The organism is Micromonospora sp. WMMD812, assembly GCF_027497215.1.
Taxonomy (GTDB): domain Bacteria; phylum Actinomycetota; class Actinomycetes; order Mycobacteriales; family Micromonosporaceae; genus Micromonospora.
The window spans coordinates 4,280,367-4,307,255 of record NZ_CP114904.1 but is presented as its reverse complement, the minus strand read 5'-3'; the positions used below and the strand labels follow the sequence as shown (position 1 = coordinate 4,307,255).

At 71.3% G+C, this 26,889-nt stretch carries 23 protein-coding genes; all 23 read left to right on the top strand.

What is annotated here, in order from left to right; all coding sequences use genetic code 11:
• Positions 1–27 precede the first annotated feature (27 nt).
• The gene (gene paaD, locus O7603_RS19805) at positions 28–504 is read left to right on the top strand and encodes a 1,2-phenylacetyl-CoA epoxidase subunit PaaD (RefSeq protein ID WP_281571291.1); all 477 of its coding nucleotides are present in this window, start codon (positions 28–30) and stop codon (positions 502–504) included.
• A complete protein-coding gene (gene paaE, locus O7603_RS19800) occupies positions 501–1,637 on the top strand; it encodes a 1,2-phenylacetyl-CoA epoxidase subunit PaaE (RefSeq protein ID WP_281571290.1) in 1,137 nt (378 codons plus the stop codon). Before paaD ends, paaE begins: the two co-directional genes overlap by 4 nt.
• 172 nt (positions 1,638–1,809) lie before the next feature.
• Complete coding sequence (locus O7603_RS19795; protein ID WP_281571289.1) at positions 1,810–3,663, top strand: FG-GAP-like repeat-containing protein; 1,854 nt, start codon at positions 1,810–1,812, stop codon at positions 3,661–3,663.
• A 160-nt stretch (positions 3,664–3,823) separates the two neighbouring features.
• On the top strand, positions 3,824–5,014 hold the full coding sequence (gene mqnC, locus O7603_RS19790; protein ID WP_281571288.1) for a cyclic dehypoxanthinyl futalosine synthase: 1,191 nt from the start codon (positions 3,824–3,826) through the stop codon (positions 5,012–5,014).
• Positions 5,015–5,573: 559 nt separating this feature from the next.
• Positions 5,574–6,770, top strand: a complete 1,197-nt coding sequence (locus O7603_RS19785; RefSeq protein WP_281571287.1) for an LPXTG cell wall anchor domain-containing protein — start codon at positions 5,574–5,576, stop codon at positions 6,768–6,770.
• Between the two features lie 100 nt (positions 6,771–6,870).
• A complete protein-coding gene (locus O7603_RS19780; protein ID WP_281571286.1) occupies positions 6,871–7,581 on the top strand; it encodes a demethylmenaquinone methyltransferase in 711 nt (236 codons plus the stop codon).
• A 63-nt stretch (positions 7,582–7,644) separates the two neighbouring features.
• Positions 7,645–7,869 (top strand): hypothetical protein, encoded by a 225-nt coding sequence (locus tag O7603_RS19775; protein ID WP_281571285.1) that lies wholly within the window; start codon positions 7,645–7,647, stop codon positions 7,867–7,869.
• A 139-nt stretch (positions 7,870–8,008) separates the two neighbouring features.
• Positions 8,009–9,286: a geranylgeranyl reductase family protein gene (locus tag O7603_RS19770; RefSeq protein WP_281576741.1), complete on the top strand. Its 1,278-nt coding sequence runs from the start codon at positions 8,009–8,011 to the stop codon at positions 9,284–9,286.
• Positions 9,287–9,420: 134 nt separating this feature from the next.
• Positions 9,421–9,786, top strand: a complete 366-nt coding sequence (locus O7603_RS19765; RefSeq protein WP_076469129.1) for an NADH-quinone oxidoreductase subunit A — start codon at positions 9,421–9,423, stop codon at positions 9,784–9,786.
• Between the two features lie 14 nt (positions 9,787–9,800).
• Positions 9,801–10,478 (top strand): NADH-quinone oxidoreductase subunit B, encoded by a 678-nt coding sequence (locus O7603_RS19760; protein ID WP_281571284.1) that lies wholly within the window; start codon positions 9,801–9,803, stop codon positions 10,476–10,478.
• Positions 10,475–11,206: an NADH-quinone oxidoreductase subunit C gene (locus O7603_RS19755; RefSeq protein WP_281571283.1), complete on the top strand. Its 732-nt coding sequence runs from the start codon at positions 10,475–10,477 to the stop codon at positions 11,204–11,206. The genes O7603_RS19760 and O7603_RS19755 overlap by 4 nt, the downstream gene beginning before the upstream one ends.
• The gene (locus tag O7603_RS19750; RefSeq protein WP_281571282.1) at positions 11,203–12,531 is read left to right on the top strand and encodes an NADH-quinone oxidoreductase subunit D; all 1,329 of its coding nucleotides are present in this window, start codon (positions 11,203–11,205) and stop codon (positions 12,529–12,531) included. Before O7603_RS19755 ends, O7603_RS19750 begins: the two co-directional genes overlap by 4 nt.
• Positions 12,528–13,520 carry an NADH-quinone oxidoreductase subunit NuoE gene (gene nuoE, locus O7603_RS19745; protein ID WP_281571281.1) on the top strand — a complete coding sequence of 331 codons (993 nt, stop codon included), beginning with the start codon at positions 12,528–12,530 and terminating at the stop codon, positions 13,518–13,520. The genes O7603_RS19750 and nuoE overlap by 4 nt, the downstream gene beginning before the upstream one ends.
• Complete coding sequence (nuoF, locus tag O7603_RS19740) at positions 13,517–14,833, top strand: NADH-quinone oxidoreductase subunit NuoF (protein ID WP_281571280.1); 1,317 nt, start codon at positions 13,517–13,519, stop codon at positions 14,831–14,833. The genes nuoE and nuoF overlap by 4 nt, the downstream gene beginning before the upstream one ends.
• Complete coding sequence (locus tag O7603_RS19735) at positions 14,833–17,319, top strand: NADH-quinone oxidoreductase subunit G (RefSeq protein WP_281571279.1); 2,487 nt, start codon at positions 14,833–14,835, stop codon at positions 17,317–17,319. The genes nuoF and O7603_RS19735 overlap by 1 nt, the downstream gene beginning before the upstream one ends.
• Entirely contained in the window at positions 17,316–18,668 is a 1,353-nt protein-coding gene (gene nuoH, locus O7603_RS19730; protein WP_281571278.1) for an NADH-quinone oxidoreductase subunit NuoH, read from the top strand. Before O7603_RS19735 ends, nuoH begins: the two co-directional genes overlap by 4 nt.
• Before the next feature lies 1 nt (position 18,669).
• Positions 18,670–19,311, top strand: coding sequence for an NADH-quinone oxidoreductase subunit NuoI (nuoI, locus tag O7603_RS19725; RefSeq protein WP_281571277.1), 642 nt, complete (start codon positions 18,670–18,672; stop codon positions 19,309–19,311).
• Positions 19,308–20,078, top strand: coding sequence for an NADH-quinone oxidoreductase subunit J (locus O7603_RS19720; RefSeq protein ID WP_281571276.1), 771 nt, complete (start codon positions 19,308–19,310; stop codon positions 20,076–20,078). Before nuoI ends, O7603_RS19720 begins: the two co-directional genes overlap by 4 nt.
• The gene (gene nuoK / locus O7603_RS19715) at positions 20,075–20,374 is read left to right on the top strand and encodes an NADH-quinone oxidoreductase subunit NuoK (protein ID WP_091593220.1); all 300 of its coding nucleotides are present in this window, start codon (positions 20,075–20,077) and stop codon (positions 20,372–20,374) included. Before O7603_RS19720 ends, nuoK begins: the two co-directional genes overlap by 4 nt.
• Positions 20,375–20,385: 11 nt before the next feature.
• On the top strand, positions 20,386–22,344 hold the full coding sequence (gene nuoL / locus O7603_RS19710) for an NADH-quinone oxidoreductase subunit L (RefSeq protein WP_281571275.1): 1,959 nt from the start codon (positions 20,386–20,388) through the stop codon (positions 22,342–22,344).
• A 64-nt stretch (positions 22,345–22,408) separates the two neighbouring features.
• On the top strand, positions 22,409–23,944 hold the full coding sequence (locus O7603_RS19705) for an NADH-quinone oxidoreductase subunit M (RefSeq protein ID WP_281571274.1): 1,536 nt from the start codon (positions 22,409–22,411) through the stop codon (positions 23,942–23,944).
• Positions 23,945–24,005: 61 nt separating this feature from the next.
• Positions 24,006–25,559 carry an NADH-quinone oxidoreductase subunit NuoN gene (nuoN, locus tag O7603_RS19700; protein ID WP_281571273.1) on the top strand — a complete coding sequence of 518 codons (1,554 nt, stop codon included), beginning with the start codon at positions 24,006–24,008 and terminating at the stop codon, positions 25,557–25,559.
• Positions 25,560–25,701: 142 nt separating this feature from the next.
• Complete coding sequence (locus O7603_RS19695; RefSeq protein WP_281571272.1) at positions 25,702–26,775, top strand: polyprenyl synthetase family protein; 1,074 nt, start codon at positions 25,702–25,704, stop codon at positions 26,773–26,775.
• The last annotated feature ends 114 nt before the right edge of the window (positions 26,776–26,889 follow it).

The window sequence follows — 26,889 nt, the reverse complement described above, 5'->3', positions numbered from 1 at the left end:
CGCCCCGGCGGTCGCGAAGGGACGGCGGTGGTGAGTCCGAGGGAGGCCGTGGCCGCGGTGGTGGACCCGGAGATCCGGGTGCTCACCATCGACGAGTTGGGCATCCTCCGGGCGGTCGACGAGGATCCGGCCACCGGCCGGGTGGTCGTGACCATCACCCCCACCTACACCGGCTGCCCGGCGATGGACGTGATCCGCGCCGACATCCGCCGCGCGCTGACCGCGGCCGGCCATCCGGACGCCGAGGTCCGCACGGTCCACAGCCCCGCCTGGAGCACCGACTGGATCTCCGACTCCGGCCGGGCCAAGCTCGCCACCGCCGGGATCGCCCCACCCACGCCGGTCCGGGCCGGCGGCGCCGTGCCACTGACCCTCTCCGTGCGGTGCCCGCGCTGCGGGTCGCCGGAGACCGAGCAGCTCAGCCGCTTCGGCTCGACCGCCTGCAAGGCGCTGTGGCGGTGCCGCTCCTGCTCCGAACCCTTCGACCACCTGAAGGCGCTGTGACAGTCACCATCTCGCGGCCGGTCCGTCGCCGGCCGGTCTTCCACCCGCTGCCAGTCGCCGCCGTCGACCGGCTCACCGCCGACGCTGTGGCGATCACCTTCGCGGTGCCCGACGAGTTGCGGGAGACGTTCGCCTTCCGCGCCGGGCAGCACCTCACCGTCCGGCGCCCCGGTGGAGCCGGACCGGCCGGCTCCGCGGGTGACGACGGCGCGGACGTCCGGCGGTCGTACTCCATCTGCTCCACCCCCGAGGAGCTGGCCCGGCACGGCCGGCTGCGGATCGGGGTGCGCGAGGTGCCCGGCGGCGCGTTCTCCGCGTACGCCTGCGGCGCCCTGCGCGACGGCGACACCGTCGAGGTGCTGCCCCCGCTCGGGAACTTCACCACGGCCTTCGACCCGGACCGGGCCCGCCACTACGGCGCGGTGGTCGCCGGCTCCGGGGTCACCCCGGTGCTCGCGCTGGTCGCGACGGCGCTCGCCGTCGAGCCGGCCAGCACCTTCACCCTGCTGTACGGCAACCGCACGGCGAACACGGTGATGTTCGCCGAGGAGTTGGCCGACCTGAAGGACCGCTACCCGGCCCGGCTGCACCTGGTGCACGTGCTCTCCCGGGAGCAGGGCGAGTCGCCGCTGCTGTCGGGGCGGATCGACGCCGACCGGATGGGCCGGTTGCTGGAGACCATCGTGCCGGGCGAGCGGATCGACGAGTGGTTCCTCTGCGGCCCGTACGGGATGGTGGTCGACGTCCGGGGGGTGCTGGCCGCCCGCGGCGTGCCGGACGGGGCGGTGCGCACCGAGCTGTTCCACGTCGACGCGCCGCCGGAGCCGCCGCGCCGGCCGGCCGACGAGCCGGGCGCCGGGGCCGAGGTAACCATCATGCTCGACGGCCGGTCGTCGAGCTTCACGATGGGGCGCGACGAGCGGGTGCTGGACGCCGCGCTCAAGGTCCGCGGCGAGCTGCCGTACGCCTGCAAGGGCGGTGTCTGCTCGACGTGCAAGGCGAAGGTGGTCGAGGGCGAGGTGACCATGGCCCGCAACTACGCCCTGGAGCCGGACGAGGTCGCCGCCGGCTACGTGCTCACCTGCCAGTCGAGCCCGACCACGGACAGGCTGACGGTCGACTACGACGCCTGACCCCGGCCCGGGTGGTCCGAGGCACGGGACCGCACAGATGTTTTTGATCGTCTATATTGCTCCCTGTCGTCGTGACGCAACGGACCGTCCGGTCCGACGCTGGACGACGAGTGCGCCGCGTTCGGCCGAGCGTCCGGCGCGGCCTTCATGCTGTCGAGCCAGGGGGAGCTCCATGGGCGTCAGGATCCATCGTCGGCCGCGCCGACGCGCACTCGCGGTCGGCCTGGCCGCCATCGTGATGGTGGGTGTGGCCGGCAGCGTCCCGGCCAACGCGGTCAGCGGGGGCACGCCGGTGACCGACCCCGCCTTCGCGTTCGTGGCCAAGGTGACGTTCGGTGACGTCCATGCCTGCACCGGCGCGCTCGTCGCGCCGCAGTGGGTGCTCACCGCCCGCTCCTGCGTGACCGACGACGGGCAGCCGCCAGTGGCGGGCGCGCCGGCGCGGCCCACGACGGTCACCGTCGGCCGGCTGGACCTCACCGCCGCTGACGGCCGAGTCTCGACGGCCACCCGGGTGGTGCCCCACCCGGACCGCAACCTGGCCCTCCTCCGGCTCGTGGTGCCCGTGGCCGGTGTCGCGCCGGTCGGGGTCGCAACCGCGGCGCCGGCGCCGGGCGAGCCGCTCCAGGCGCTGGGCTTCGGCCGCACCGCCACCGAGTGGGCGCCGGACAAGCTCCACGCCGCACCCGTTACCGTCGAGGAGGTCACCGCGACCACCGTCGGCATCACCAACCTGGACCCGGGCGGGATCACCACGTGCAAGGGCGACTCGGGCGGGCCGGCGGTACGGGTGGTCGACGGCCGGCTCGAGCTGGTCGCCGTGCACCACACCTCGTGGCAGGGTGGTTGCCTGGCCGAGACGGAGACCCGACGGGGCGCCGTCGAGACGCGGGTCGACGACCTTGCCGGTTGGGTCCGGGCGAGCACCCCGTCCACCTGCAACGCCGCAGGCGGCATCGCCGGCACCGGCGCCCAGGCCGGCGTCGTCCTGGCGAACGACTTCACCGGCGACTGCAAGGACGACCTGCTCGGCCAGGTCGCCGACGGCCGGCTGCGACTCTACGGGTCGAGCGGGAACATGTCCGGCACGTCCGCGCTTCTGCCGTCGCCGTGGCCGTACGTCGGCACCAACTGGACGGCGGCCAACCGGCCCCGGGTCATCACCGGCGACTTCACGGGTGACGGCCGGGCGGACCTGATCGGTCAAACCGTCGACGGCACGCTGACCGCGTGGGAGTCGACCGGCGACGTCTCCGCGGACTACCGGCTGTTCGGCGGCCGTACAGCGGTCGTGGGCACGGGGTTCACGGCGTCGAGCATCCCCCGGATCATTCCTGGCGACTACAACGGGGACGGGAGGACTGACGTGTTGGCGCAGCTGGCCGACGGCACGCTGAAGATCTGGCCGTCGACCGGTGACCTGTCCGCCAGCGGCAGGCTCCTCGCCGGTGGCAACTGGATCGTCGGCAACGGCTTCACCACCTCGGCGGTACCCCGCATCTTCCCCGGCGACTTCGACGGGGACGGGCGCACCGACCTTGTCGCCCAGTACGCCGACGGAAGCATGAAGGCCTACCCGTCGAGCGGGGACCTCTCCGCCAACCTCAAGCTCTTCCCGTCGACCGACGCCGCGAAGGTGGTCGGCAGCGGCTGGCGGAGCAGCTCGATCCCGCGGGTCGCTCCCGCCGACGTCGACGGCGACGGCCGCACTGATCTCATCGCCCAGCTCAGCGACGGCAGGCTGCGCGCCTATCAGTCGAGCGGCGCGACGAGCGGCGGCGGTTCGCTGTTCCCCTCGCCGTACCCCTATGTCGGCACCAACTGGACCACCACCAGCCGGTTCCGGATCATCGTCGGGGACATGACCGGTGACTGGCGCACCGACATCATCGGCAACAACGCCGACGGCGCCCTGCTGGGCTTCGCCTCGACGGGCGACCTCAGCGCCGACTACCGGCTCTTCGGAGGAGACCAGGCCACGGTCGGGTCGGGGTGGACGTCGAGCAGCGTGCAACGGATCTTCTGAACCGGCGGTGGCCGTCCGCGACGACCTCGCGGACGGCCACCGGATCCAGCCCGGGCCGGGCCCTCCGTGGGGATGGCCAGGATCACAATCGGCCGGTGGTGGCGTACGCAGGGGCCGGGCCCGGATCGACGTCGCGGTGCGGCGACGTAGGCTCGGAGGCGTGACGGTGAGCCGGGAGATCGACGACATCCTGCAGCGCGGCGCGGACGGCGGGCGGATCACGCCCGAGGAGGCCCTGCTGCTCTACACCGAGGCGCCCTTCCACGCGCTGGGCGAGGCCGCCGACGCGGTGCGCCGGCGGCGCTACCCGGACAACATCGTCACGTACCTGATCGACCGCAACATCAACTACACCAACGTCTGCGTGACGGCGTGCAAGTTCTGCGCCTTCTACCGAGCCCCCAAGCACAAGGAGGGCTGGACCCACCCGACCGAGGAGATCCTTCGCCGCTGCGGCGAGGCGGTCGAGCTGGGCGCCACCCAGGTGATGCTCCAGGGCGGTCACCACCCGGACTACGGCGTGGAGTACTACGAGGAGTTGTTCTCCTCGGTCAAGCAGGCGTACCCGCAGCTCGCCATCCACTCGATCGGGCCCAGCGAGATCCTGCACATGGCCAAGGTCTCGGGCGTCAGCCTGGACGAGGCGATCGCCCGGATCAAGGCGGCCGGCCTGGACTCCATCGCCGGTGCGGGCGCGGAGATGCTGCCCGAGCGGCCCCGCAAGGCGATCGCTCCGCTGAAGGAGTCCGGTGAGCGGTGGCTGGAGGTCATGGAGCTGGCCCACCGGCAGGGCGTCGAGTCGACCGCCACGATGATGATGGGCACCGGCGAGACCAACGCCGAGCGGATCGAGCACCTGCGGATGATCCGCGACGTGCAGGACCGCACCCGCGGGTTCCGGGCCTTCATCCCGTGGACGTACCAGCCGGAGAACAACCACCTCAAGGGACGGACGCAGGCGACCACGCTGGAGTACCTGCGGCTGGTCGCGGTGGCCCGGCTCTTCTTCGAGACCGTGCCGCACCTGCAGGCGTCCTGGCTGACCACCGGCAAGGACGTCGGGCAGCTCGCGCTGCACATGGGCGTCGACGACCTCGGCTCGATCATGCTGGAGGAGAACGTCATCTCCTCCGCGGGCGCGCGGCACCGGTCCAACCTGCACGAGCTGATCGGCATGATCCGCACGGCGGGTCGGATCCCCGCGCAGCGGGACACGCTCTACCACCGGCTCGCCGTGCACCACACCCCGGCCGACGACCCGACCGACGAGCGGGTGGTCTCGCACTTCTCCTCGATCGCCATGCCCGGCGGTGGCGCCGGCCGGTCCCTGCCGCTGGTCGACGCCCGCTGATCCCGGTCCGCGGGTCCTCGCGCCTCCGGCCCCGCCCGTCGCCCTGACCGGGCCGTACGGCGGGTCGGGCTGACCGTCCGTCGTCGGAGGTCGTCCGTTCCGGCCGAAGCCGTCCGGTCGTACGGCGTTCGGGACGCCTCGACGGGGGATCCCGACGGTGGACACGAACGAGGACACTGGCCGGGCTCGGCTGCCGGAGAGGCGGCGGTTGCGGCGGCGCGCTGGTCCGCAGGCCGGTCTGATCGACGGAATCGGCGTGGCCGTGCTGGTCGCGGGTGGTGTGATGGGTCGTGGCCGCGCGGCGGCGCCGGATGGTCCCGGCGGCGCCGTCCGACGAGCGGCGGGCGACCTGAAGACGTCCTCCATCGGCCCATGAGGGCCGTTCACATAACGCAGGGCAGTGCGGGCGGGATGGTCACCCATCCCGCCCGCACTGTCCATGCGGTCCGGACCGGACGGATGAAACACGCCGTCGGCGCTGGCGCTGGGAGATCGACCTCGGATACCGTCCGCTCGGTTCCGCAAGCAGACCTCTTTCTTCCCTAACCCCGGGGGATCCATGACTCCGTTCCACCGTTCGGCCCTGGCGCGCGCCGGCGTCGTGGCCCTGCTCGCGGCCGGCGGGATGACCGCCGCGACCGTCCCGGCGTACGCCGCCGACCAGGCCGACATCGCCCTCGTCCCGATCAGCTACGAGCTGGCCAAGGGCGTCAAGGCGGCGAAGGCCAAGCCGTTCAAGTTCACCGTTCAGAACCTCACCGAGTCGGTCGACGCCAAGGCCGTCACGGTCACCGTCGACACCGCCGGCCTCAAGAAGAACAGGGTCGGCTTCGTGGTGCCGGACGGCTGCGAGATGAAGGGCAGCACGTTCACCTGCCTCCTCGGTGACCTGCGTGGCGGCACGAGCGAGGACTTCGGCCTTCCGCTGTTCAGCACCGGTGGTCGCGGGGACGCGGGCACGCTGAAGGTCACGATCAGCGCCGCCAACGCGGAGGCCGACACCGTCGACCACGACATCACCGTTGCCAAGCCCGGCTACGACCTGACCGCCTGGGTGCAGGACGTCCAGGCCAACGTCGTGGTCAACGGGGCCGTGGCCGACGAGCCCGACCTGAAGCCGGTCCCCCGCGGGGAAACCGTGCCGCTCGACTGGGCGGTCTACAACGACGGCAGCCGCAAGGCGACCGGCATCTTCTACGGGCTGACCCTCCCGGCCGGCGTCAGCTTCGCGCAGAAGCCGCAGGGCTGCGTCGAGCAGGAGATCCTCGGCAAGGCCCAGCTGTTGTGCGAGAACGCCGGCGCGGTCCTCAAGCCGGGCGAGTACTACACCGCGGACGTGCGGGTGAAGGTCGGCCAGGGCGTCACCGAGCCGGTGCTCAAGGAGGGCGACCTGTTCGCCTACGGCCTGGACGGCGCCGAGGGCCCCGCCGAGGAGGAGCCGGAGGTCGCCACCCAGGCGCAGCGCCGGACCTTCACCGAGGCCGACGAGGGCGACAACCACGCCACCTTCGAGGCGTTCGTGGACCTGTCGGCGCAGCCGACGCCGACCCCGACCCCGACGCCGGGCGGCACCGCGTCCCCGGGCACCGGCGGTGGAGCCGGCGGCGGTGGCGGCCTGCCGGTGACCGGTGTGCAGGCCGGTCTGATCGGCGGGATCGGCGCGGCCGTCCTGCTGGCGGGTGGCGCGCTGCTGCTGCTCTCCCGCCGCCGCAAGGTCGTGCTGGTGACCCCGGGCGACGAGAAGTCGACCGACTGAGCGGCGCTCACCGAAGGGCGGGGTGGCTGCGGCCATCCCGCCCTTCGTCGTCGGCGGACCCAGCGGCCGTCCGGCCGGCGGCGGCTGGCAGAGTGGAGGGGTGAGTCGCACACCGCAGGGCCACCGCGCCAGCCTGGACAAGCAGCCGCACGAGGTCGCCGCGATGTTCGACGGCGTGGCCGAGCGCTACGACCTGACGAACACCGTCCTCTCCTTCGGGCAGGACCGGTCCTGGCGGCGGGCGACCCGGGCCGCGCTCGGGCTGCGCCCCGGCGAGCGGGTGCTCGACGTCGGCGCGGGCACCGGGGTCTCGACCGAGGAGCTGGCCCAGTCCGGCGCGTACGCGGTGGGCGCGGATCTGTCCCTCGGCATGCTGCACGCCGGCAAGCGCACCCGCCCGGGAGTGCCGCTGCTGGCCGGTGACGCGCTGCGGCTGCCCTTCGCCGACGCGAGCTTCGACGCGGTGACCATCTCGTTCGCGCTGCGCAACGTCGCCGACACCGACGCCGCCCTGCGCGAGCTGGCCCGGGTCACCCGGCCCGGGGGCCGCCTGGTGGTGTGCGAGTTCAGCACCCCGGTCAACCCGGCGTTCCGCACGGTCTACCTGTCGTACCTGATGCGCTCGCTGCCGGCGGTGGCGCGCGCGGTGTCCAGCAACCCCGAGGCGTACGTCTACCTCGCCGAGTCGATCCGGGCGTGGCCCGACCAGGCCGCGCTCGCCGGGCGGATCGGCGCGACGGGCTGGCGGAAGGTGGCCTGGCGCAACCTCACCGGCGGGGTCGTCGCCCTGCACCGCGCTGTTCGCGAATAGGGCACACCACCTTATTTCGTGAATATCCGATTTCCGTCCACTTTGCGTCGTAGGCTCGCCCCCATGACGGACCCAGAGCGGGCGGACCCTGCGGCCGCCACCGACGACGACGCGGCCGAACTCATCGCGCAGCTGCGGGAGTTGGCCGGCGCCGACCCGGCCGACGTCCGTCAGGTCGTGGCCGAGGTGCTCGCGGCGTTGGATCGCGCGGCCGGCGGCGCGCTGCGCGAGCATCTGCCCGAGACCATCCGGGTCGACGCGGGTCTCGACGCGCCCAGTCGGGCCTGACACCACGTGGTCGAAAACGTTTCCCGCCTGTCACATCGGCAACTTAGGCACCCCTGATGGGGCGGGGGTGAGACGCCGGTCATAGACTCCCAGCGTCTGGCTTGTGAAGCATTTCACGAGCATGCGGGAGGAGGCGCGGATGACCGCGGTGGAACACGACGCCGATGTGATCGTCGTGGGTGCCGGTCCCGGTGGGTCGGCGACCGCGTACCACCTCGCCCAGCACGGTGTGCGGGTGCTGCTGCTGGAGAAGACCGAGTTCCCCCGGGAGAAGGTCTGCGGCGACGGGCTGACCCCGCGCGCGGTGCGCCAGCTCATCCGGATGGGCGTCGACACCTCGCCCGAGGCGGGGTGGCTGCACAACCGTGGCCTGCGGGTCATCGGCGGCGGCGTCCGGCTGGAGCTGGACTGGCCCGACCTGGCGAGCTTCCCCAACTACGGGCTGGTCCGCACCCGGCTGGACTTCGACGACCTGCTCGCCCAGCGGGCCGTGGCCGCCGGAGCCACGCTGCGGACCGGCGTGAACGTCACCGGGCCGGTGCTCGACGCGGACGGCCGGGTGACCGGCGTCGTGGCCGAGGTCGGTGCGGACAAGGCCCCCGCCGCCTTCCACGCCCCGCTGGTGGTCGCGGCCGACGGTGTCTCCGGTCGCTTCCCGCTCGCGCTCGGGCTCGCCAAGCGGGAGGACCGGCCGATCGGCGTGGCCGTCCGCCGCTACTACCGCTCCCCGGCCAAGCACCAGGACAACTACCTCGAGTCCTGGTTGGAGCTGCGCAGCAAGGACAGCGGTGACAACCTGCTGCCCGGCTACGGCTGGATCTTCGGGCTCGGCGACGGCCGGGTGAACGTCGGCCTCGGCGTGCTCAACTCGTCGTCCGCGTTCGGTAAGACAAACTACCGCCAGCTGCTCACTGACTGGCTCGCCAACACCCCCGTCGACTGGGGGATGACGGACGAGGCGAACGCGGACGGGCCGATCCTCGGCGCCGCCCTGCCGATGGGCTTCAACCGCGTCCCGCACTACACCCGGGGCGTGCTGCTGGTCGGCGACTCCGGCGGCATGGTGAACCCGTTCAACGGCGAGGGCATCGCGTACGCGATGGAGTCCGGCGAACTGGCCGCGGAGATCGCGGTGCAGGCGCTGGCCCGGCCGGCCGGCGTCGAGCGGGAGCGGGCGTTGATGGCGTACCCGCAGGAGCTGAAGGCCCGGTTCGGCGGCTACTACCGGCTCGGCGGGATCTTCGTGAAGCTCATCGGCCGTCCGGAGGTCATGCGGATGGCCACCAAGCACGGGATGCCGCACCCCACGCTGATGCGCTTCGTGCTCAAGCTGCTGGCCAACCTGACCGATCCGCGCGGCGGAGACGCGATGGACCGGGTCATCAACGCGATGACGAAGGTGGCGCCAGCCGTGTAGGACCCGGCCCGCGACCGGCGACGGCAGCGGGACGGAACAAGAGATCGGCCCCCCGACGGCGGTCGTCACGGGGGACGTGAATAGTGTGATTTTCGTCAAGCACGAGGGCAGGGAAGGACGAGCAGGAGAAGAAAATGTCGCTCTCGCCTTACGCACCCATCATCGGGCTGTTCGCCCTCGCCGCGGCGTTCGCGCTGTTCTCCGTGGCCGCCGCCCGCTTCGCCGGTCCCCGGCGCTACAACAAGGCCAAACTCGAGGCGTACGAGTGCGGCATCGAGCCCAGCCCGCAGCCGGTCGGCGGCGGACGGTTCCCGATCAAGTTCTACCTGACGGCGATGCTGTTCATCGTCTTCGACATCGAGATCATCTTCCTCTACCCCTGGGCGGTCTCGTTCGACGCCCTGCCGATCTTCGGCTTCGTGGAGATGGTCCTGTTCATCGTCGCGGTCTTCGTCGCGTACGCCTACGTCTGGCGTCGCGGCGGCCTGGACTGGGACTGAGGAAGGAACGTCAGATGGGCATCGAGGAGAAGCTCCCCGCCGGCGTCCTGCTCACCTCGGTGGAGAAGCTGGTCAACTGGTCCCGGAAGTCGTCCGTCTGGGGCGCCACCTTCGGCCTGGCCTGCTGCGCCATCGAGATGATGGCGGCCGGCGGCCCGCACTACGACATGGGCCGCTGGGGCATGGAGGTCTTCCGGGCCTCGCCCCGGCAGGCGGACCTGATGATCGTCGCCGGTCGGGTGAGCCAGAAGATGGCCCCGGTCCTGCGCCAGATCTACGACCAGATGGCCGAGCCCCGGTGGGTGCTCTCGATGGGCGTCTGCGCCAGCAGCGGCGGGATGTTCAACAACTACGCGATCGTGCAGGGCGTCGACCACGTCGTGCCGGTCGACATGTACCTGCCCGGCTGCCCGCCCCGGCCGGAGATGCTCATCGACGCGATCCTCAAGCTCCGCGAGAAGATCATGCACGAGCCGCTCGGCGCCAACGGCCGCAAGATGCTCGAGGCGCGCAAGGAGCGCGGCGACATCCCGGTCGTCCCCTACGGCTCGATGCCGTCGTCGTACCGCAGTGACAAGGCCCGGCGGGCCGAGTGGACCCAGGCGGTCCGCGAGGGCCGCGAGGAGCAGCTGCGGATCGAGAACTGGATGAACGCCCAGAACCACCTCCACCCGCACGGGGGGATCAAGTGACTGACGACAAGCCGAACGACGGCGGCGTGCCGGTGCCGGTGACCCCGGTCGGCGCGACCAGCGGCGCTCCCGCCGAACACCCGCCGGCCAGCCCGGCCGGCCGCGGCATGTTCGGCAACCAGGGCTCGGGTGACGTCTCCGGCTACGGCGGCCTGGTCCGCCCGCGCCGGCCGATCGAGTCGGCGTCCCGGCCGTTCGGCGGCTACTTCGACGAGGTCCACGACGCGCTGGAGGAGGCCTACCCCGCCTTCGGCGACGCGATCGAGAAGGTCGTGGTGGACCGCGGCGAGCTGACCCTGCACGTCCGCCCCGAGCGGATCGCCGAGGTCTGCCAGGTGATGCGGGACGACCTCGCGCTCCGCTTCGAGCTCTGCTCCTCGGTGTCCGGTGTGGACTACCTCGGCGCGGACGCCCGCCGGCTGCACGTCGTCTACCAGCTGACCTCGATGACGTACCGCCGCCGGGTCCGGCTGGAGGCCGCGGTCTCCGCCGAGGACCCGCACCTGCCCAGCGTGACCGCGGTCTACCCGACCGCGGACTGGCAGGAGCGCGAGGCGTACGACATGTTCGGCATCGTCTTCGACGGCCACCCCAGCCTGACCCGGATCCTCATGCCGGACGACTGGGAGGGGCACCCGCAGCGCAAGGACTACCCGCTCGGCGGCGTGCCCGTCGAGTACAAGGGCGCCGAGATCCCGCCGCCCGACCGGAGGAGGTCGTACCAGTGACCACGTCCAACTACGCCACCGAGCGCGAGACCACCGAGGGCAGGGTCTTCACCGTCACCGGCGGGGACTGGGACAGCGTCGTCTCCGGCACCGACCCGATCAACGACGAGCGCATCGTCGTCAACATGGGCCCGCAGCACCCGTCCACGCACGGCGTGCTCCGGCTGATCCTGGAGTTGGAGGGCGAGACGGTCCGCGAGGCCCGCTCGGTCATCGGCTACCTGCACACCGGCATCGAGAAGAACCTCGAGTACCGCAACTGGGTCCAGGGCAGCACCTTCGTGACCCGGATGGACTACCTCTCGCCGTTGTTCAACGAGACGGCGTACGCCCTCGCGGTGGAGAAGCTGCTCGGCATCACCGACGACGTCACCGAGCGGGCCACCACCATCCGGGTGCTGATGATGGAGCTCAACCGGATCAGCTCGCACCTGGTCTGGCTGGCCACCACCGGTATGGAGTTGGGCGCGATCTCGATCATGCTCTACGGCTTCCGGGAGCGGGAGTACATCCTCGACATCTTCGAGACCATCACCGGCCTGCGGATGAACCACGCGTACGTCCGGCCGGGCGGCGTGGCCCAGGACGTCCCGGACGACGCGATCGTCAAGATCCGCGAGTTCCTGAAGATGATGCCGAAGAAGCTCAAGGAGTACGAGGACCTCCTCTCCGGCCAGCCGATCTGGGTCGAGCGGACGAAGAACGTCGCGGTGCTCGACGTGACCGGCTGCGTCGCGCTCGGCGTGACCGGGCCGGTGCTGCGCTCCGCCGGTCTCGCCTGGGACCTGCGCAAGACCATGCCGTACTGCGGGTACGAGACGTACGAGTTCGACGTCCCGACCCACCCCGACGGCGACGTGTGGGGCCGCTACCAGGTCCGGCTCGCCGAGATCCGGGAGTCGCTCAAGCTGGTCGAGCAGGCGCTGGACCGGCTCGCGAAGCCGGGCCCGGTGATGGTCGCCGACCGGAAGATCGCCTGGCCGGCCCAGCTGGCCATCGGCGTCGACGGGATGGGCAACTCGCTGGAGCACGTCGCCAAGATCATGGGTCAGTCGATGGAGTCGCTGATCCACCACTTCAAGCTGGTCACCGAGGGCTTCCGGGTCCCGCCGGGCCAGGTGTACGTCGGCATCGAGTCGCCCCGCGGCGAGCTGGGCGTGCACGCGGTCTCCGACGGGGGCACCAGGCCGTACCGGGTGCACTACCGGGAGCCGAGCTTCGTCAACCTCCAGGCCCTGCCGGCGATGGCCGAGGGCGGCCTGATCGCCGACGTGATCGCCGGTGGCGCCTCGCTGGACCCCGTGATGGGTGGTTGTGACCGATGACTGTCTTCACCGAAACGACTCGCGAGCGGGCGCGGGAGATCATCGCCCGCTACCCGGCGGACCGGTCCCGCTCGGCGCTGCTGCCGCTGCTGCACCTGGTGCAGGCCGAGGAGGGTTACGTCTCCCCGGCCGGGGTGGAGTTCTGCGCCGAGGTGCTGGGTCTGAACAAGGCCCAGGTGGGCGCGGTGGCCACCTTCTACACCATGTACAAGCGCAAGCCGACCGGTGACTACCTGGTCAGCGTCTGCACCAACACCATGTGCAACGTGCTCGGCGGCCAGGAGGTCTACGACTCGCTCGCCGAACACCTCGGTGTCGGTCACGACGAGACCACCGTCGACGGGAAGATCACCCTGGAGCACGCCGAGTGCCTGGCGGCGTGCGACTACGGGCCGGTCATGACCGTCAACTACGACTTCTTCGACGGCGTCGACCCGCAGACGGCGGTCGGCGTGGTGGACGAACTGCGGGCCGGTGGGCGGCCGATGCCGACCCGGGGCGCCCGGCTCTGCACCCTCAAGGAGATGGCGGTGCAGCTCGCCGGCTTCGCCGACGAGCGCGAGGGCGCGGTCGCCGACGGCGGCCCGGGTGAGCCGAGCCTGCGTGGCCTGCGGCTGGCCCAGCAGCACGGCATCTCGGTGTCGGGCTTCGACCCGAACACCCCCATCCGGAGCAAGGCCGAGGCCGACAAGGCCGCCGCCGAGGCGAAGGCGAAGGCCGAGGCCGCGAAGCCGGCGCCGGCCGAGGCCGTAGCCGCCCCGGTCAAGGGCGGCGACGGGGCGTCCACACCGACCGGTACGTCGGACACTGCCGGCGACGCGCGGGCGGCCGCGGCGGCCGGCGTGGCGGCCAACGCGCCCGCCGCCGACCGTAAGCCCGCCGGCGACGACGCCGGGGCGCAGCAGCGCAACCTCAACGAGGCGAAGGCCGGGACGGACGCCGACGGCGCCAACCCGGGAGACGCGAGCGAGACGGGGGGCCAGAAGTGACCACTCCTCGGCCGGAGACGCTGGCCAAGCTGACGCCGGTGCTGACCAAGCGCTGGCTGTCGCCGGACGCCTGGCGGATCGGCACCTACGAGAAGCTGGACGGCTACGCGGCGCTGCGCAAGGCCCTCAAGGCCCATCCGGACGACCTGATCCAGCTGGTCAAGGACTCCGGGCTGCGCGGTCGCGGGGGCGCCGGCTTCCCCACCGGTCTCAAGTGGGGCTTCATCCCGCAGGGTGACGGCAAGCCGCACTACCTCGTGGTCAACGCCGACGAGGGCGAGCCGGGCACCTGCAAGGACCTGCCGCTGATGACGCACGACCCGCACTCGCTGGTCGAGGGCGTCATCATCGCCTCGTACGCGATCCGGGCCAACCGGGCGTACATCTACATCCGCGGTGAGGCCGTGCACGCCGCCCGGCGGCTGCGCAACGCGGTGCAGGAGGCGTACGCCAAGGGCTACCTGGGCCGCGACATCCTGGGCACCGGCTTCGACCTGGAGCTGGTCGTGCACTCCGGCGCCGGGGCGTACATCTGCGGCGAGGAGACCGCGCTGCTGGACTCGCTGGAGGGCTTCCGGGGCCAGCCCCGGCTCCGCCCGCCGTTCCCGGCGACCCACGGCCTGTACGCCAGCCCGACGGTCGTCAACAACGTCGGCACCATCGCGAGCGTGCCGTACATCGTGCTCGGCGGCGCCGACTGGTGGAAGAGCATGGGCACGGAGAAGTCCTCCGGGCCGATGATCTACTCCCTCTCCGGCCGGGTCGCCAACCCGGGCCAGTACGAGTGCTCGATGGGCGTCACGCTGCGCGAGCTGCTGGAGCTGGCCGGCGGGATGCAGCCGGGGCACAACCTGAGGTTCTGGACTCCGGGTGGCTCGTCCACGCCGCTGCTTGCGGCGGAGCACCTGGACGTGCCGCTGGACTTCGAGGGCGTCGCGGCGGCCGGCTCGATCCTCGGCACCACGGCCACGCAGATCTTCTCCGACCAGGACTGCCCGGTCTACGCGACCTACCGGTGGCTGGAGTTCTACCACCACGAGTCGTGCGGCAAGTGCACCCCGTGCCGGGAGGGCAACTACTGGATGGTCCGGGTGTACCGGCGGATCCTCTCCGGTCAGGGCACCCACGAGGACCTGGAGACCCTGCTCGACACCTGCGACAACATCCTGGGCCGCTCGTTCTGCGGTCTGGGTGACGGCGCGACCAGCCCGGTGACCTCGTCGCTGAAGTACTTCAAGCAGGACTACCTCGACTACATCGAGGGACGTACCGCGCCGAAGCTGTCGGACAAGCAGCTGGTGGGAGCCCACTAATGACCGACGTAGCCAAGCAGACCGAAACCGTCACGCTCACCATCGACGGAGTCGAGGTCACCGCCCCGAAGGGGGCGCTGCTGATCCGGGTCGCCGAGGAGATGGGCACCGAGATCCCCCGGTTCTGCGACCACCCGCTGCTGGCTCCGGCCGGCGCGTGTCGGCAGTGCCTGGTCGAGGTGGAGGGGCAGCGCAAGCCCGTCGCCTCCTGCACCCAGACCGTCGCCGACGGCATGGTGGTCCGCACCCAGCTCACCTCCCCGGTCGCCAAGAAGGCGCAGGAGGGGGTCATGGAGCTGCTGCTGCTCAACCACCCGCTCGACTGCCCGATGTGCGACAAGGGCGGCGAGTGCCCGCTGCAGAACCAGGCCATGTCCACCGGCCGCACCGACTCCCGGTTCCACGAGCACAAGCGGGAGTACCCGAAGCCCCTCCCGATCAGCAGCCAGGTGCTGCTCGACCGGGAGCGCTGCGTGCTCTGCCAGCGGTGCACCCGGTTCTCCGAGGAGATCGCCGGCGACAAGTTCATCGACCTGATGGGGCGGTCGTCCGCCGAGGAGATCAACATCTACCGGGACGACGCGTACGGCGCGGAGGCCGGGGACGACAGCGGGGACGTGCCGTTTAACTCGTACTTCTCCGGCAACACGGTCCAGATCTGCCCGGTCGGCGCGCTGACCGGCGCCCAGTACCGGTTCCGGGCCCGCCCGTTCGACCTGGTCTCCAGCCCGAGCGTCTGCGAGCACTGCTCGGCCGGCTGCGCCCAGCGCACCGACTGGCGACGCGGCAAGGTGCTGCGCCGGCTGGCCGGCGACGACCCGGCGGTGAACGAGGAGTGGAACTGCGACAAGGGGCGGTGGGGCTTCCAGTACACCCGCGCCTTCGACCGGCTCACCACCCCGCTGGTCCGCGACCGGCGGACCGGTGAGCTGCGGGAGGCCTCCTGGAGCGAGGCGCTCGGCGTCGCCGCCGAGGGGCTGCGCGCCGCCCGGGAGTCCGGGCAGGGCACCGCGGTGCTGACCGGCGGTCGGCTGACCGTCGAGGACGCCTACGCGTACGCGAAGTTCGCCCGGGTCGCGTTGAACACCAACGACATCGACTTCCGGGCCCGGCCGGTCTCCCGCGAGGAGGCCGACTTCCTGGCCGCCTCGGTCGCCGGGGTCACCGACGTGACGTACGCCGACGTGGAGAAGGCCCCGGCGGTCGTGCTCGTCGGGCTGGAGCCGGAGGAGGAGTGCCCGGTCCTCTTCCTGCGGCTGCGCAAGGCCTACCTCAAGCGCATCCTCACGGTGTACGCGATCGCCCCGTTCGCCACCCGTGGCCTGGAGAAGCTCGGCGCCAAGCTGGCCCGGGTGGTGCCGGGCGAGGAGGCCAGCGTGCTCGCCGAGCACGCCACGGTCGCCGAGGCGCTGAGCACCGAGGGCGCCATCCTGATCGTCGGCGAGCGGCTTGCCGAGGTGCCTGGCGGCCTCTCCGCCGCCGCGGACATCGCCCGGCGTACCGGTGCGAAGCTGGCCTGGGTGCCGCGGCGCGCCGGCGACCGCGGCGCGGTCGACGCCGGTTGCCTGCCGAACCTGCTCCCCGGTGGCCGCCTGGTCACCGAACCGGCCGCCCGCGCCGAGCTGGGCGAGGCGTGGGACATCCCGGCCGGGGTGATCCCGAGCCAGGCCGGCCGGGACACCGACGGCATCATCGCGGCGGCCGCCGCCGGCCAGCTCGGCGCGCTGGTGGTGGCCGGGGTCGACCCGGCCGACCTGGCCGACCCGCGGCTGGCCGAGAAGGCCCTCGACACGGTGCCGTTCCTGGTCAGCCTGGAGCTGCGCAACAGCGCGGTGTCCCGCCGCGCGGACGTGGTCTTCCCGGTCGCGCCGGTGGACGAGAAGGCCGGCAGCTTCCTCGACTGGGAGGGCCGGCTGCGCACCTTCGAGGCCGTGCTGCGGACCGCCGCGATGACCGACGGCCGGGTGCTGGACGCGCTCGCCGCGCAGCTCGACGTGCGGCTCGGCACGGGCGACGTGCTCAGCGTGCGCCGCGAGCTGGGCGGGCTGCCGGCGTCGCGGACCGACCGCCCGGTCGCGCCGGCGGTGGAGCCGGCCGCGCTGCCACAGCCGGGCGCCGGTGAGGCGGTGCTGTCCACCTGGCACCAGCTGGTCGACCTGGGCAGCCTCACCGACGGCGACGAGCACCTCGCCGGCACCGCCCGCCCGCCGCTGGTGCGGCTGGGCAAGGGCACCGCCGAGGCGCTGGGTGTCGCGGACGGCGACCCGGTCACGGTGGGCACCGACCGGGGCGCGCTCACCCTGCCGGCGGCCATCACGGAGATGCCGGACGGCGTCGTCTGGCTGCCGACCAACTCGCCCGGCTCGACCGTCCGGCGCAGCCTGGGCGCGACCTCCGGCACGGTCGTACGGGTCTCGGCCGCGGCGGTGGCCGCGGACGCCGCCGGCCGTCCGGGCCCGCTCCTCAACACCGGGAGTGTCCAGTGAACCTCTACGTCGTGGCGCAGGATCCGACGCTGGCCGACTTCGGCAAGGATCCGTGGTGGCTGGTCCTCATCAAGGTCGCATTCGCCTTCGTCTTCGCGGTGCTCGCCACCCTGCTCGGCGTCTGGTTCGAGCGGCGCGTGGTCGGCTTCATGCAGGTGCGGCCCGGCCCCAACCAGGTCGGCCCGTTCGGCCTGCTGCAGACCTTGGCCGACGGTCTGAAGATGGCCTTCAAGGAGGACATCCTGCCGCGGGCCGCGGACAAGGTGGTCTACTTCTTCGCGCCGACCGTCTCGGTCATCTGCGCGGTCACCGCGCTGTCGGTGGTGCCGTTCGGGCCGATGGTGAGCATCTTCGGTCACCACACGCCGTTGCAGGTCACCGACGTGCCGGTGGCGGTGCTGGTGCTGCTGGCCTGCTCGTCGATGGGCATCTACGGCATCGTGCTCGGCGGCTGGGCCTCCGGCTCGACCTACCCGCTCCTCGGCGGTCTCCGCTCGAGCGCCCAGATGATCTCGTACGAGGTCGCCATGGGGCTGAGCATCGTGGCGGTCTTCATGACCGCCGGCACGATGAGCACCAGCGGGATCGTCGCCGCACAGGGCGACGCCACCCGGCTGACCGTGTTCGGCACGGAGATCCCGGCTCCCGGCTGGTACGCGATCCTCCTGCTGCCGAGCTTCGTCATCTTCTTCATCTCCACGGTCGCCGAGACCAACCGCGCGCCGTTCGACCTGCCCGAGGCGGAGTCCGAGCTGGTCGCGGGCTTCATGACCGAGTACAGCTCGCTGAAGTTCGCGCTCTTCATGCTCTCCGAGTACGTGTCGATGGTGACCATGTCCGCGGTCACCGTGACGCTCTTCCTCGGTGGCTGGCGGGCGCCCTGGCCGATCACCCTCTGGGAGGGCGCCAACTCCGGTTGGTGGCCGATGCTCTGGTTCTTCGGCAAGGTCATCGCGCTGGTCTTCGTCTTCGTGTGGCTGCGCGGCACGCTGCCCCGCCTCCGCTACGACCAGTTCATGCGGTTCGGCTGGAAGGTGCTGCTGCCGATCAACCTGGTCTGGATCCTGGTGCTGAGCGGGCTGCGCTCGATCGAGGACTGGGACACCCAGGGCAAGCTGATCGCGGTCGGCGTCCCGGCCGGGGCGCTGCTGCTCCTGACGCTCTTCTGGCCGAGCCGGAAGCCGCAGCCGAAGCCGAGCGTCCAGGAGCGGGTCAACAGCCGTCCGCACGGCAGCTTCCCGCTGCCGCCGATGGATCTTCAGGTACCACCGAGCCCGCGCACCAGGCGCGTGGTCGCCGAGCGGGAGCCGGCCAACATCGTCGCCGGCTCGGACTCCAGGGAGGTGTGACGTGGGCGCGATCACCGGAACGTTCAAGGGCTTCGGTGTCACCTTCTCGCACATGTTCAGGAAGGTCGTCACGACCGACTACCCGTTCAAGCCGCCGGTGTCGGCGCCGCGCTACCACGGGCGGCACATCCTCAACCGGCACCCGGACGGCCTGGAGAAGTGCATCGGGTGCGAGCTGTGCGCCTGGGCCTGCCCGGCCGACGCGATCTACGTGGAGGGTGGCGACAACACCGACGAGCAGCGCTTCTCGCCGGGTGAGCGGTACGCCAGCGTCTACCAGATCAACTACGCCCGGTGCATCTTCTGCGGGCTCTGCATCGAGGCCTGCCCGACCCGTTCGCTCACCATGAGCAACGAGTACGAGCTGGCCCGGGACAACCGGCAGGACCTGATCTTCACGAAGGAGCAGCTGCTCGCGCCGCTGCTGCCCGGCATGGAGCAGCCACCGCACCCGATGCGGCTGGGCGAGAGCGAGAAGGACTACTACGTCGGCTCGCTGACCAACCCGGGCACCTCGGCGGGCGCGGAACGCTCCCCGATGGGCCCCGGCCGGTACGCGGTCGAGGAGCACCCCGGCGTGACGTTCCCGGGCGCCGAGCAGGCCGCCCAGCGCGCCGGGGCCGGCAAGGGGGATGGGGCATGACCACGCAGACCGTGCTGGCCGCGGCGGGTGCGGTGTCCGGCGGCGAGGAGGTCACCTTCTGGATCCTCGCCCCGCTCGCGCTGATCGGGGCGATCGGGATGGTGGCCGCCCGCAACGCCGTGCACTCGGCGCTGTTCCTGGTGCTGACGATGCTCTGCCTGGGCGTGTTCTACGTGCTCCAGGCCGGGCCGTTCATCGGCATGGTGCAGATCATCGTCTACACCGGCGCGATCATGATGCTCTTCCTGTTCGTGCTGATGCTGGTCGGGCGGGACGCGTCCGACTCGCTGATCGAGACGCTGCGCGGCCAGCGGGCCGCGGCGGTGCTGCTCGGCCTCGGCTTCGCCGGCCTGGTCGGCGGCGGCATCTACCGGGCGCTGGAGGGCACCACGGCGGTCGGCCTGGACCAGGCCAACGCCGAGGGGAACGTGCAGGGCATCGCCCGGCTGCTCTTCACCAAGTACGTCTTCGCCTTCGAACTCACCTCGGCGCTGCTGATCACGGCGGCGGTCGGCGCGATGGTGCTGGCGCACATCGAGCGGCGCAAGCAGGACAAGGTCGACCAGCCGTCGACCATGCGGGCCCGCTTCCGCCCGGGCAACTACCCCGGCCCGAAGCCCGGCCCGGGTGTCTTCGCCACCTCCTCCTCGGTGGCCACCCCGGCCCGGCTGCCGGACGGGCGGCTCACCGAGCGGAGCACGCCGGACATCCTGCCGGTCCGCGAGCTGACCGCGCAGGAGACCTCGCTGAAGGGCACAGAAAAGTGACTCCTGACTACTACCTGGTGCTCGCGGCGGTGCTCTTCACCATCGGCGCCGCCGGGGTGCTCATCCGCCGGAACGCGATCGTGCTGTTCATGTGCGTCGAGCTGATGCTCAACGCGGCCAACCTGACGCTGGTCACCTTCAGCCGGATCAACGGTGACCTCAACGGTCAGATCATGGCGTTCTTCGTGATGGTGGTGGCGGCGGCCGAGGTCGTGGTCGGGCTCGCGATCATCATGGCGATCTTCCGGACCCGGCGCTCGGCGAGCGTCGACGACGCCAACCTGCTCAAGTACTAAAGGGGCCTGCGGTGGGAGAGATTCTGACGAACGCCCCGGCCGAGCCGGCGGGGGCCGTCACCTATGCGACGGCGGACGGCCTGCTCGGCAGCGTCTGGCTGCTGGTGGCGATCCCGCTGGTCAGCGCGGCGATCCTGCTGCTGCTCGGCCGGCGCGCCGACCGGTGGGGGCACTGGCTCGGAGTTTCCGCGATCGGCGTGTCGTTCGTGCTCGGCCTCGCCTCGTTCTTCCAGCTGCGCGGCCTGGAGAACAGGTCGGTCGAGCTGAGCCTCTGGGACTTCATCTCGGTCGGCGGCCTGCACGTGGACTTCGGCCTGCTCTTCGACCCGCTGGCCGCGGTCTTCGTCCTGCTGATCACCGGGGTGGGTTTCCTCATCCACCTCTACGCGGTCGAGTACATGGCGCACGACGAGGGCCGGCGACGGTTCTTCGGGTACTTCAACCTGTTCGTCGCCGCCATGCTGCTGCTGGTGCTCGGCAACAACTACGTGATGCTCTACTTCGGCTGGGAGGGCGTCGGTCTGGCGTCGTACCTGCTGATCTCCTTCTGGTACGGCCGGCCCAGCGCCGCCACCGCCGGCAAGAAGGCGTTCCTGATGAACCGGGTCGGCGACGCGGGCCTGGCCATCGGCATCTTCATCATGTTCGCCACCCTCGGCACCACGCAGTACGACGAGGTGTTCAACGGGGTCGGCGCGATCGGCGCGACCACGGTGCTCGTGCTCGGCCTGCTGCTGCTGCTCGGCGCGACCGGCAAGTCCGGCCAGTTCCCGCTCCAGGCGTGGCTGCCGGACGCAATGGAGGGCCCGACCCCGGTGTCGGCGCTCATCCACGCGGCCACCATGGTCACCGCCGGTGTCTACCTGATCGCCCGGTCGAACCCGATCTTCTCGGCGAACTCGACGCTCCAGCTCGTGGTGGTCAGCGTCGGCGCGCTCACCCTGCTTATCGGCTGCGTCATCGGCGCGGCCAAGGACGACATCAAGCGGGTGCTGGCCTGGTCGACGGTGAGCCAGATCGGCTACATGTTCCTCGGCGTCGGGCTCGGTGGGGGCGCGTACGCGCTGGCCATCATTCACCTGCTGGCGCACGGCTTCTTCAAGGCCAACATGTTCCTCGGGGCCGGCTCGGTCATGCACGGCATGAAGGACCAGGTGGACATCCGCCGGTTCGGGGCGCTGGCGAAGCACATGAAGGTCACCTGGCTGACGTTCATGATGGGCTGGCTCGCGATCATCGGCATCCCGCCGCTGTCCGGCTTCTTCTCCAAGGAGCCGATCATCGTGGCGGCGTTCGAGCGGGAGGACTGGACCGCCTGGCTCTTCGGCGGCGCGGCCCTGCTCGGCGCCGGGCTGACCGCGTTCTACATGACCCGGCTCTTCGTGCTCACCTTCCACGGCCCGGCTCGCTGGACCGAGGACATCGAGCACCCGCACGAGTCGCCGAAGCTGATGACCGTCCCGCTGGTCCTGCTGGCGATCGGCTCGATCGGGGCGGGCTACCTGCTCTCCACCTCGGTGCCGGACTGGCTCACCGCCACCGCGGGCCTCGGCGGCGAGCACGCGGAGCACCACCCGGTCCTCTCCCACGCCGTGATCACGGTCCTGTCGATCCTGGTCACCGTGCTCGGCGCCGGGCTGGCGTGGTTCCTGTTCCGCAACGGGACGGCCACCGCGCCGCAGCCGGCCGGGGTGCTGGTCACCGCCGCCCGCCGCAACCTCTACACCGACGCCTTCAACGAGGCGATCTTCGAGAAGCCGGGCATCTTCCTCACCCGGGCGCTCGTCTTCCTCGACAACCGGGGTGTGGACGGTCTGGTCAACGGTCTCGCCGCCGCCGTCGGTGGCGGCTCGGGCCGGCTCCGGCGGCTGCAGACCGGCTTCGTCCGGTCGTACGCGACCTCGATCCTGACCGGCGCGCTGCTGGTGGTGGCGGCGTTCCTGGCCGTGCAGGCGGGGTGGCTGGCGTGATCGACCTCTTCCCGGCCGCCCCCGCCGGCGGACCACGCAGTGACGACGGAGGTAAGGCCGCATAATGTCCAACTTCCCGTTCCTCTCGGTGCTCACCGTGGCGCCGCTGGTGGGCGCCCTGGTGGTGGCGCTCCTGCCGCGCCGCCGGCCGGAGCTGGCCAAGCAGGTGGCGTTCGTCTGGTCGCTGCTGGTGCTGGTGCTCGCGGTGGTCATGTGGATCGCCTTCAAGGCCGGCGGTGACCGGTTCCAGTTCCGCGAGTCGTACGCCTGGATCCCGAACTGGGGCGTCAACTTCACCTTCGCCGCGGACGGCATCGCGCTCGTCATGCTGATGCTGATCGCGGTGCTGGTGCCGCTGGTGATCCTGGCGTCCTGGCACGACGCCGAGTCGTCGAAGCGCTCGGTGCCGGTCTACTTCGCCCTGCTGCTCATCCTCGAGTGCACGATGATCGGCGTCTTCGCGGCCGCCGACGTCTTCCTGTTCTACGTGTTCTTCGAGGTCATGCTGGTGCCGATGTACTTCCTGATCGGCAGCTACGGCGGCCACCAGCGGCAGTACGCGGCGGTCAAGTTCTTCCTCTACTCGCTGGTCGGCGGCCTGTTCATGCTCGCCGCGGTGATCGGCCTCTGGGTGGTCGGCGGGAAGACCTTCGACTGGCAGGCGCTCTCCCAGGTGGACATCTCCACCGGCACCGAGCGCTGGCTGTTCCTCGGCTTCTTCGTCGCGTTCGCCATCAAGGCGCCGTTCTTCCCGTTCCACACCTGGCTGCCGGACGCCGGTGGCGCGGCTCCGGCCGGCGCGGCGGCCCTGCTGGTCGGCGTCCTCGACAAGGTCGGCACCTTCGGCATCCTGCGGTACTGCCTGCCGCTCTTCCCGGACGCGGCCAAGTGGTTCGCCCCCTGGGCGCTGGCGCTCGGCCTGATCGGCATCATCTACGCCGCGCTGCTGGCGGTCGGCCAGAACGACCTGAAGCGGCTGGTGTCCTACACCTCGATCGCGCACTTCGGCTTCATCGGGGTGGGCATCTTCGCCTTCACCACCCAGGCCGGCACGGGTGCGGTGCTCTACATGGTCAACCACGGCCTCGCCACCGGCCTGCTCTTCCTCGTGGTGGGCATGCTGATCGCGCGCCGCGGATCGGCCCTGATCAGTGACTTCGGCGGTGCCGGCAAGCTGGTCCCGGTGCTGGCCGGGGTGCTCTTCTTCGCCGGCCTCGCCTCGCTCGCGCTGCCCGGCACCGCGCCCTTCATCTCCGAGTTCCTGGTGCTGATCGGCACCTTCACGGTAAACAAGCCGGTCGCGGTCATCGCCACGGTCGGCATCATCCTCGCCGCGGCGTACGTGCTGTGGATGGTGCAGCGCACCACCCAGGGCACGCTCAACCCGGCCCTGACCGAGGTCGACGGGATGCGCCGTGACCTCAACCTGCGCGAGAAGGTCGTGGTCGCACCCCTGATCGCCCTCATCGTGCTGCTCGGCTTCTACCCGAAGCCGGTCACCGATGTGATCAACCCCGCCGTCCAGGCGACCATGGACGACATCGGCCGGACGGACCCCGCCCCGTCGGTGGACATCGGTGTCCAGGAGGCCAGCCGGTGAGCGCGAGGAGTGAACGAGCGGAGCGAGTGAGCCCCGCAGTCGCGAACGGAAGGTTGGCCCGGTGACCGAACTCAAGCTGCCGTCGATCGACTACGCGGCGCTCGCCCCGATCCTGATCATGTTGGGCGCCGCGCTGGTCGGGGTCCTGGTCGAGGCGTTCGTGCCGCGGCGCCTGCGGCACGTGTTGCAGCTGTCGGTGGCGCTGCTCGCGGTGCTCGCCGCACTGACCATGGTGGTGCTGAACGCCGACGACCGGCTGATCACCGCCGGTTCGGCGATCGCCGTCGACGGCCCGACGCTCTTCCTCCAGGGCGCGATCCTGGTGCTCTCCGCGATGGCGCTGCTGCTGATCGGCGAGCGCGCGGTGGAGCGGGGCGGCGCGTTCGTCGCCCAGGCCGCGGTGACCGCCGAGTCCGTCGACGACCGGCGGCAGGCCGAGGGCGCTGGCGGCGCGACCGAGGTCTACCCGCTGACCTCGTTCGCCATCGGCGGCATGCTGATCTTCGTGGCGGCGAACGACCTGCTGACCATGTTCATCGCCCTCGAGGTCTTCTCGCTGCCGCTCTACCTGCTCTGCGCGCTGGCTCGCCGCCGGCGCCTGCTGAGCCAGGAGGCGGCGATGAAGTACTTCCTGCTCGGCGCGTACGCCTCGGCGTTCTTCCTGTTCGGCGTGGCCCTGATCTACGGCTTCACGGCCGGGATCCCGGGTCGCTCCGCCGGCGTGGACTTCGCCACCATCAACGCGGCGGTGGGCGAGTCGCCGGCCAGCCCGGTGCTGCTTTTCGCCGGCATGGCCCTGCTCGCGATCGGCCTGCTGTTCAAGGCGGCCGCCGCGCCGTTCCACGTCTGGACGCCGGACGTCTACCAGGGCGCGCCGACCCCGGTCACCAGCTTCATGGCCGCCTGTACCAAGGTCGCCGCGTTCGGCGCCCTGCTCCGGGTCTTCCACGTCGCCTTCGCCGGTGCCGCCTGGGACTTCACCCCGGTGCTCGGCGCGGTGGCGGTGCTGACCATGCTGGTCGGCGCGGTGCTCGCGGTGACCCAGACCGACATCAAGCGACTGCTGGCGTACTCCTCGATCGCCAACGCCGGCTACCTGCTGGTCGGGGTGCTGGCGCCGTCGAAGGACGGGCTCTCCGGCACGATGTTCTACCTGGTCGCGTACGGCTTCTCGGTGCTCGCCGCGTTCGCCGTGGTGACCCTGGTCCGGGACGCCGACGGGGAGGCGACCCACCTCTCCCGGTGGGCCGGGCTGGGGCGTCGCTCGCCGTTCTACGCGGGACTGTTCACGTTCATCCTGCTCGCGTTCGCCGGCATCCCGCTGACCAGCGGCTTCACCAGCAAGTTCGCGGTCTTCGGTCCGGCGCTCGCCGAGGGACGCGCGTGGCTGGTGATCGCCGGCGTGCTGACCAGCATGGTGCTGGCCTTCCCGTACCTGCGGGTCGTGGTCATGATGTGGCTGTCCGAGCCGGGCGAGTCCACTCCGACCGTCGCGGTCCCGGGCGCGCTCACCTCGGCCGCGCTGATGATCGGCGTGGTGGCCACGCTGGTCCTCGGCATCGCCCCGGCACCGCTGCTGGACCTGGCCACCGGGGCCGCCGAATTCGTCAGATGACCGACTTTCGGGCCGACGAGGGCCGGTACGCCGTGGCGTGCCGGCCCTCCGCCGTATTCGCTGGCTGGCCTGCACACCCGGCCCGGCGTCGGCACGTCGCCCCCGCCCGGGGCAGGTCGAACGCGTGTGGCATGGTTGAGACGTGGTGAATCCGGCTGGCGAGCGAACAGGTGCCACCGGCTCCGGCGGCCGTCGGAGCCGGCAGAACACGGGTCAGTTCGGGGCGCTCGGCCTCTATCTCGCCGATCCCCAGCTCGAGGCGTCCGTGCTGGCTCTGCTCGACGACGTGGAGGTCGAGCTGCGGGCTAGCGTGTCCAGCGCGGACCCGTTCGTCACGGAGGCCGCCCGGCACCTGGTCGAGGCCGGTGGCAAGCGGTTCCGGCCGCTGCTGGTGGCGCTGTGTGCCCAGTTCGGCGACCCGACCATCGCGCAGGTCGTGCCGGCTGCGGTGGTGATGGAGCTCACCCACCTGGCGACGCTCTACCACGACGACGTGATGGACGAGGCGGCCGTGCGTCGGGGCGCGCCGAGCGCCAACTCGCGGTGGACGAACTCGGTGGCCATCCTGGTCGGTGACTACCTCTTCGCCCGTGCCGCGGACCTCGCGGCCGACCTCGGCACCGAGGCGGTACGCCTCCAGGCGCGCACGTTCGCCCGGCTGGTGCACGGCCAGATCGCCGAGACCGTCGGCCCCCGCCCCGGCGACGACCCGGTGGCGCACTACCTCCACGTGATCGCGGGGAAGACCGGTTCGCTGATCGCCACCTCGGCGCGCTTCGGCGGGATGTTCGGCGGCGCGTCGCCGGAGCACGTCGAGGCGCTCGCCGGCTACGGCGAGACCATCGGCGTCGCCTTCCAGCTCTCCGACGATCTGCTCGACATCGCCTCGGAGTCCGTCCAGTCGGGCAAGACCCCGGGCACCGACCTGCGCGAGGGCGTGCCGACGCTGCCGGTCCTCTACGCCCGGGGCGGCGACGACTCCGACGCCGCGTCGGTCCGGCTCCGCGAGATCCTCGCGGCCGGTGCGGTGACCGACGACGTCCTGCACGCCGAGGCGCTCGGCCTGCTCCGGGAGAGCCCGGCCCTCAAGCGGGCCCGGGAGACCGTGCGCAGCTATGCGGAGGACGCCCGGGCCAAGCTCGCGCCGCTGCCGCACAACCCGGCTCGGCGCGCGCTGGAGTCGCTCTGCGACTTCGTCGCCGACCGCACCAGCTGACCGACCCCGCCTCACCCGCCCCCAAACCGCGGCGCACCGCCGTCCCTCGCCGTTGATCATGAGGTTGACGGCGGTTTCGGAGATCATTCCCGCCGCAAACCTCATGATCAGCGT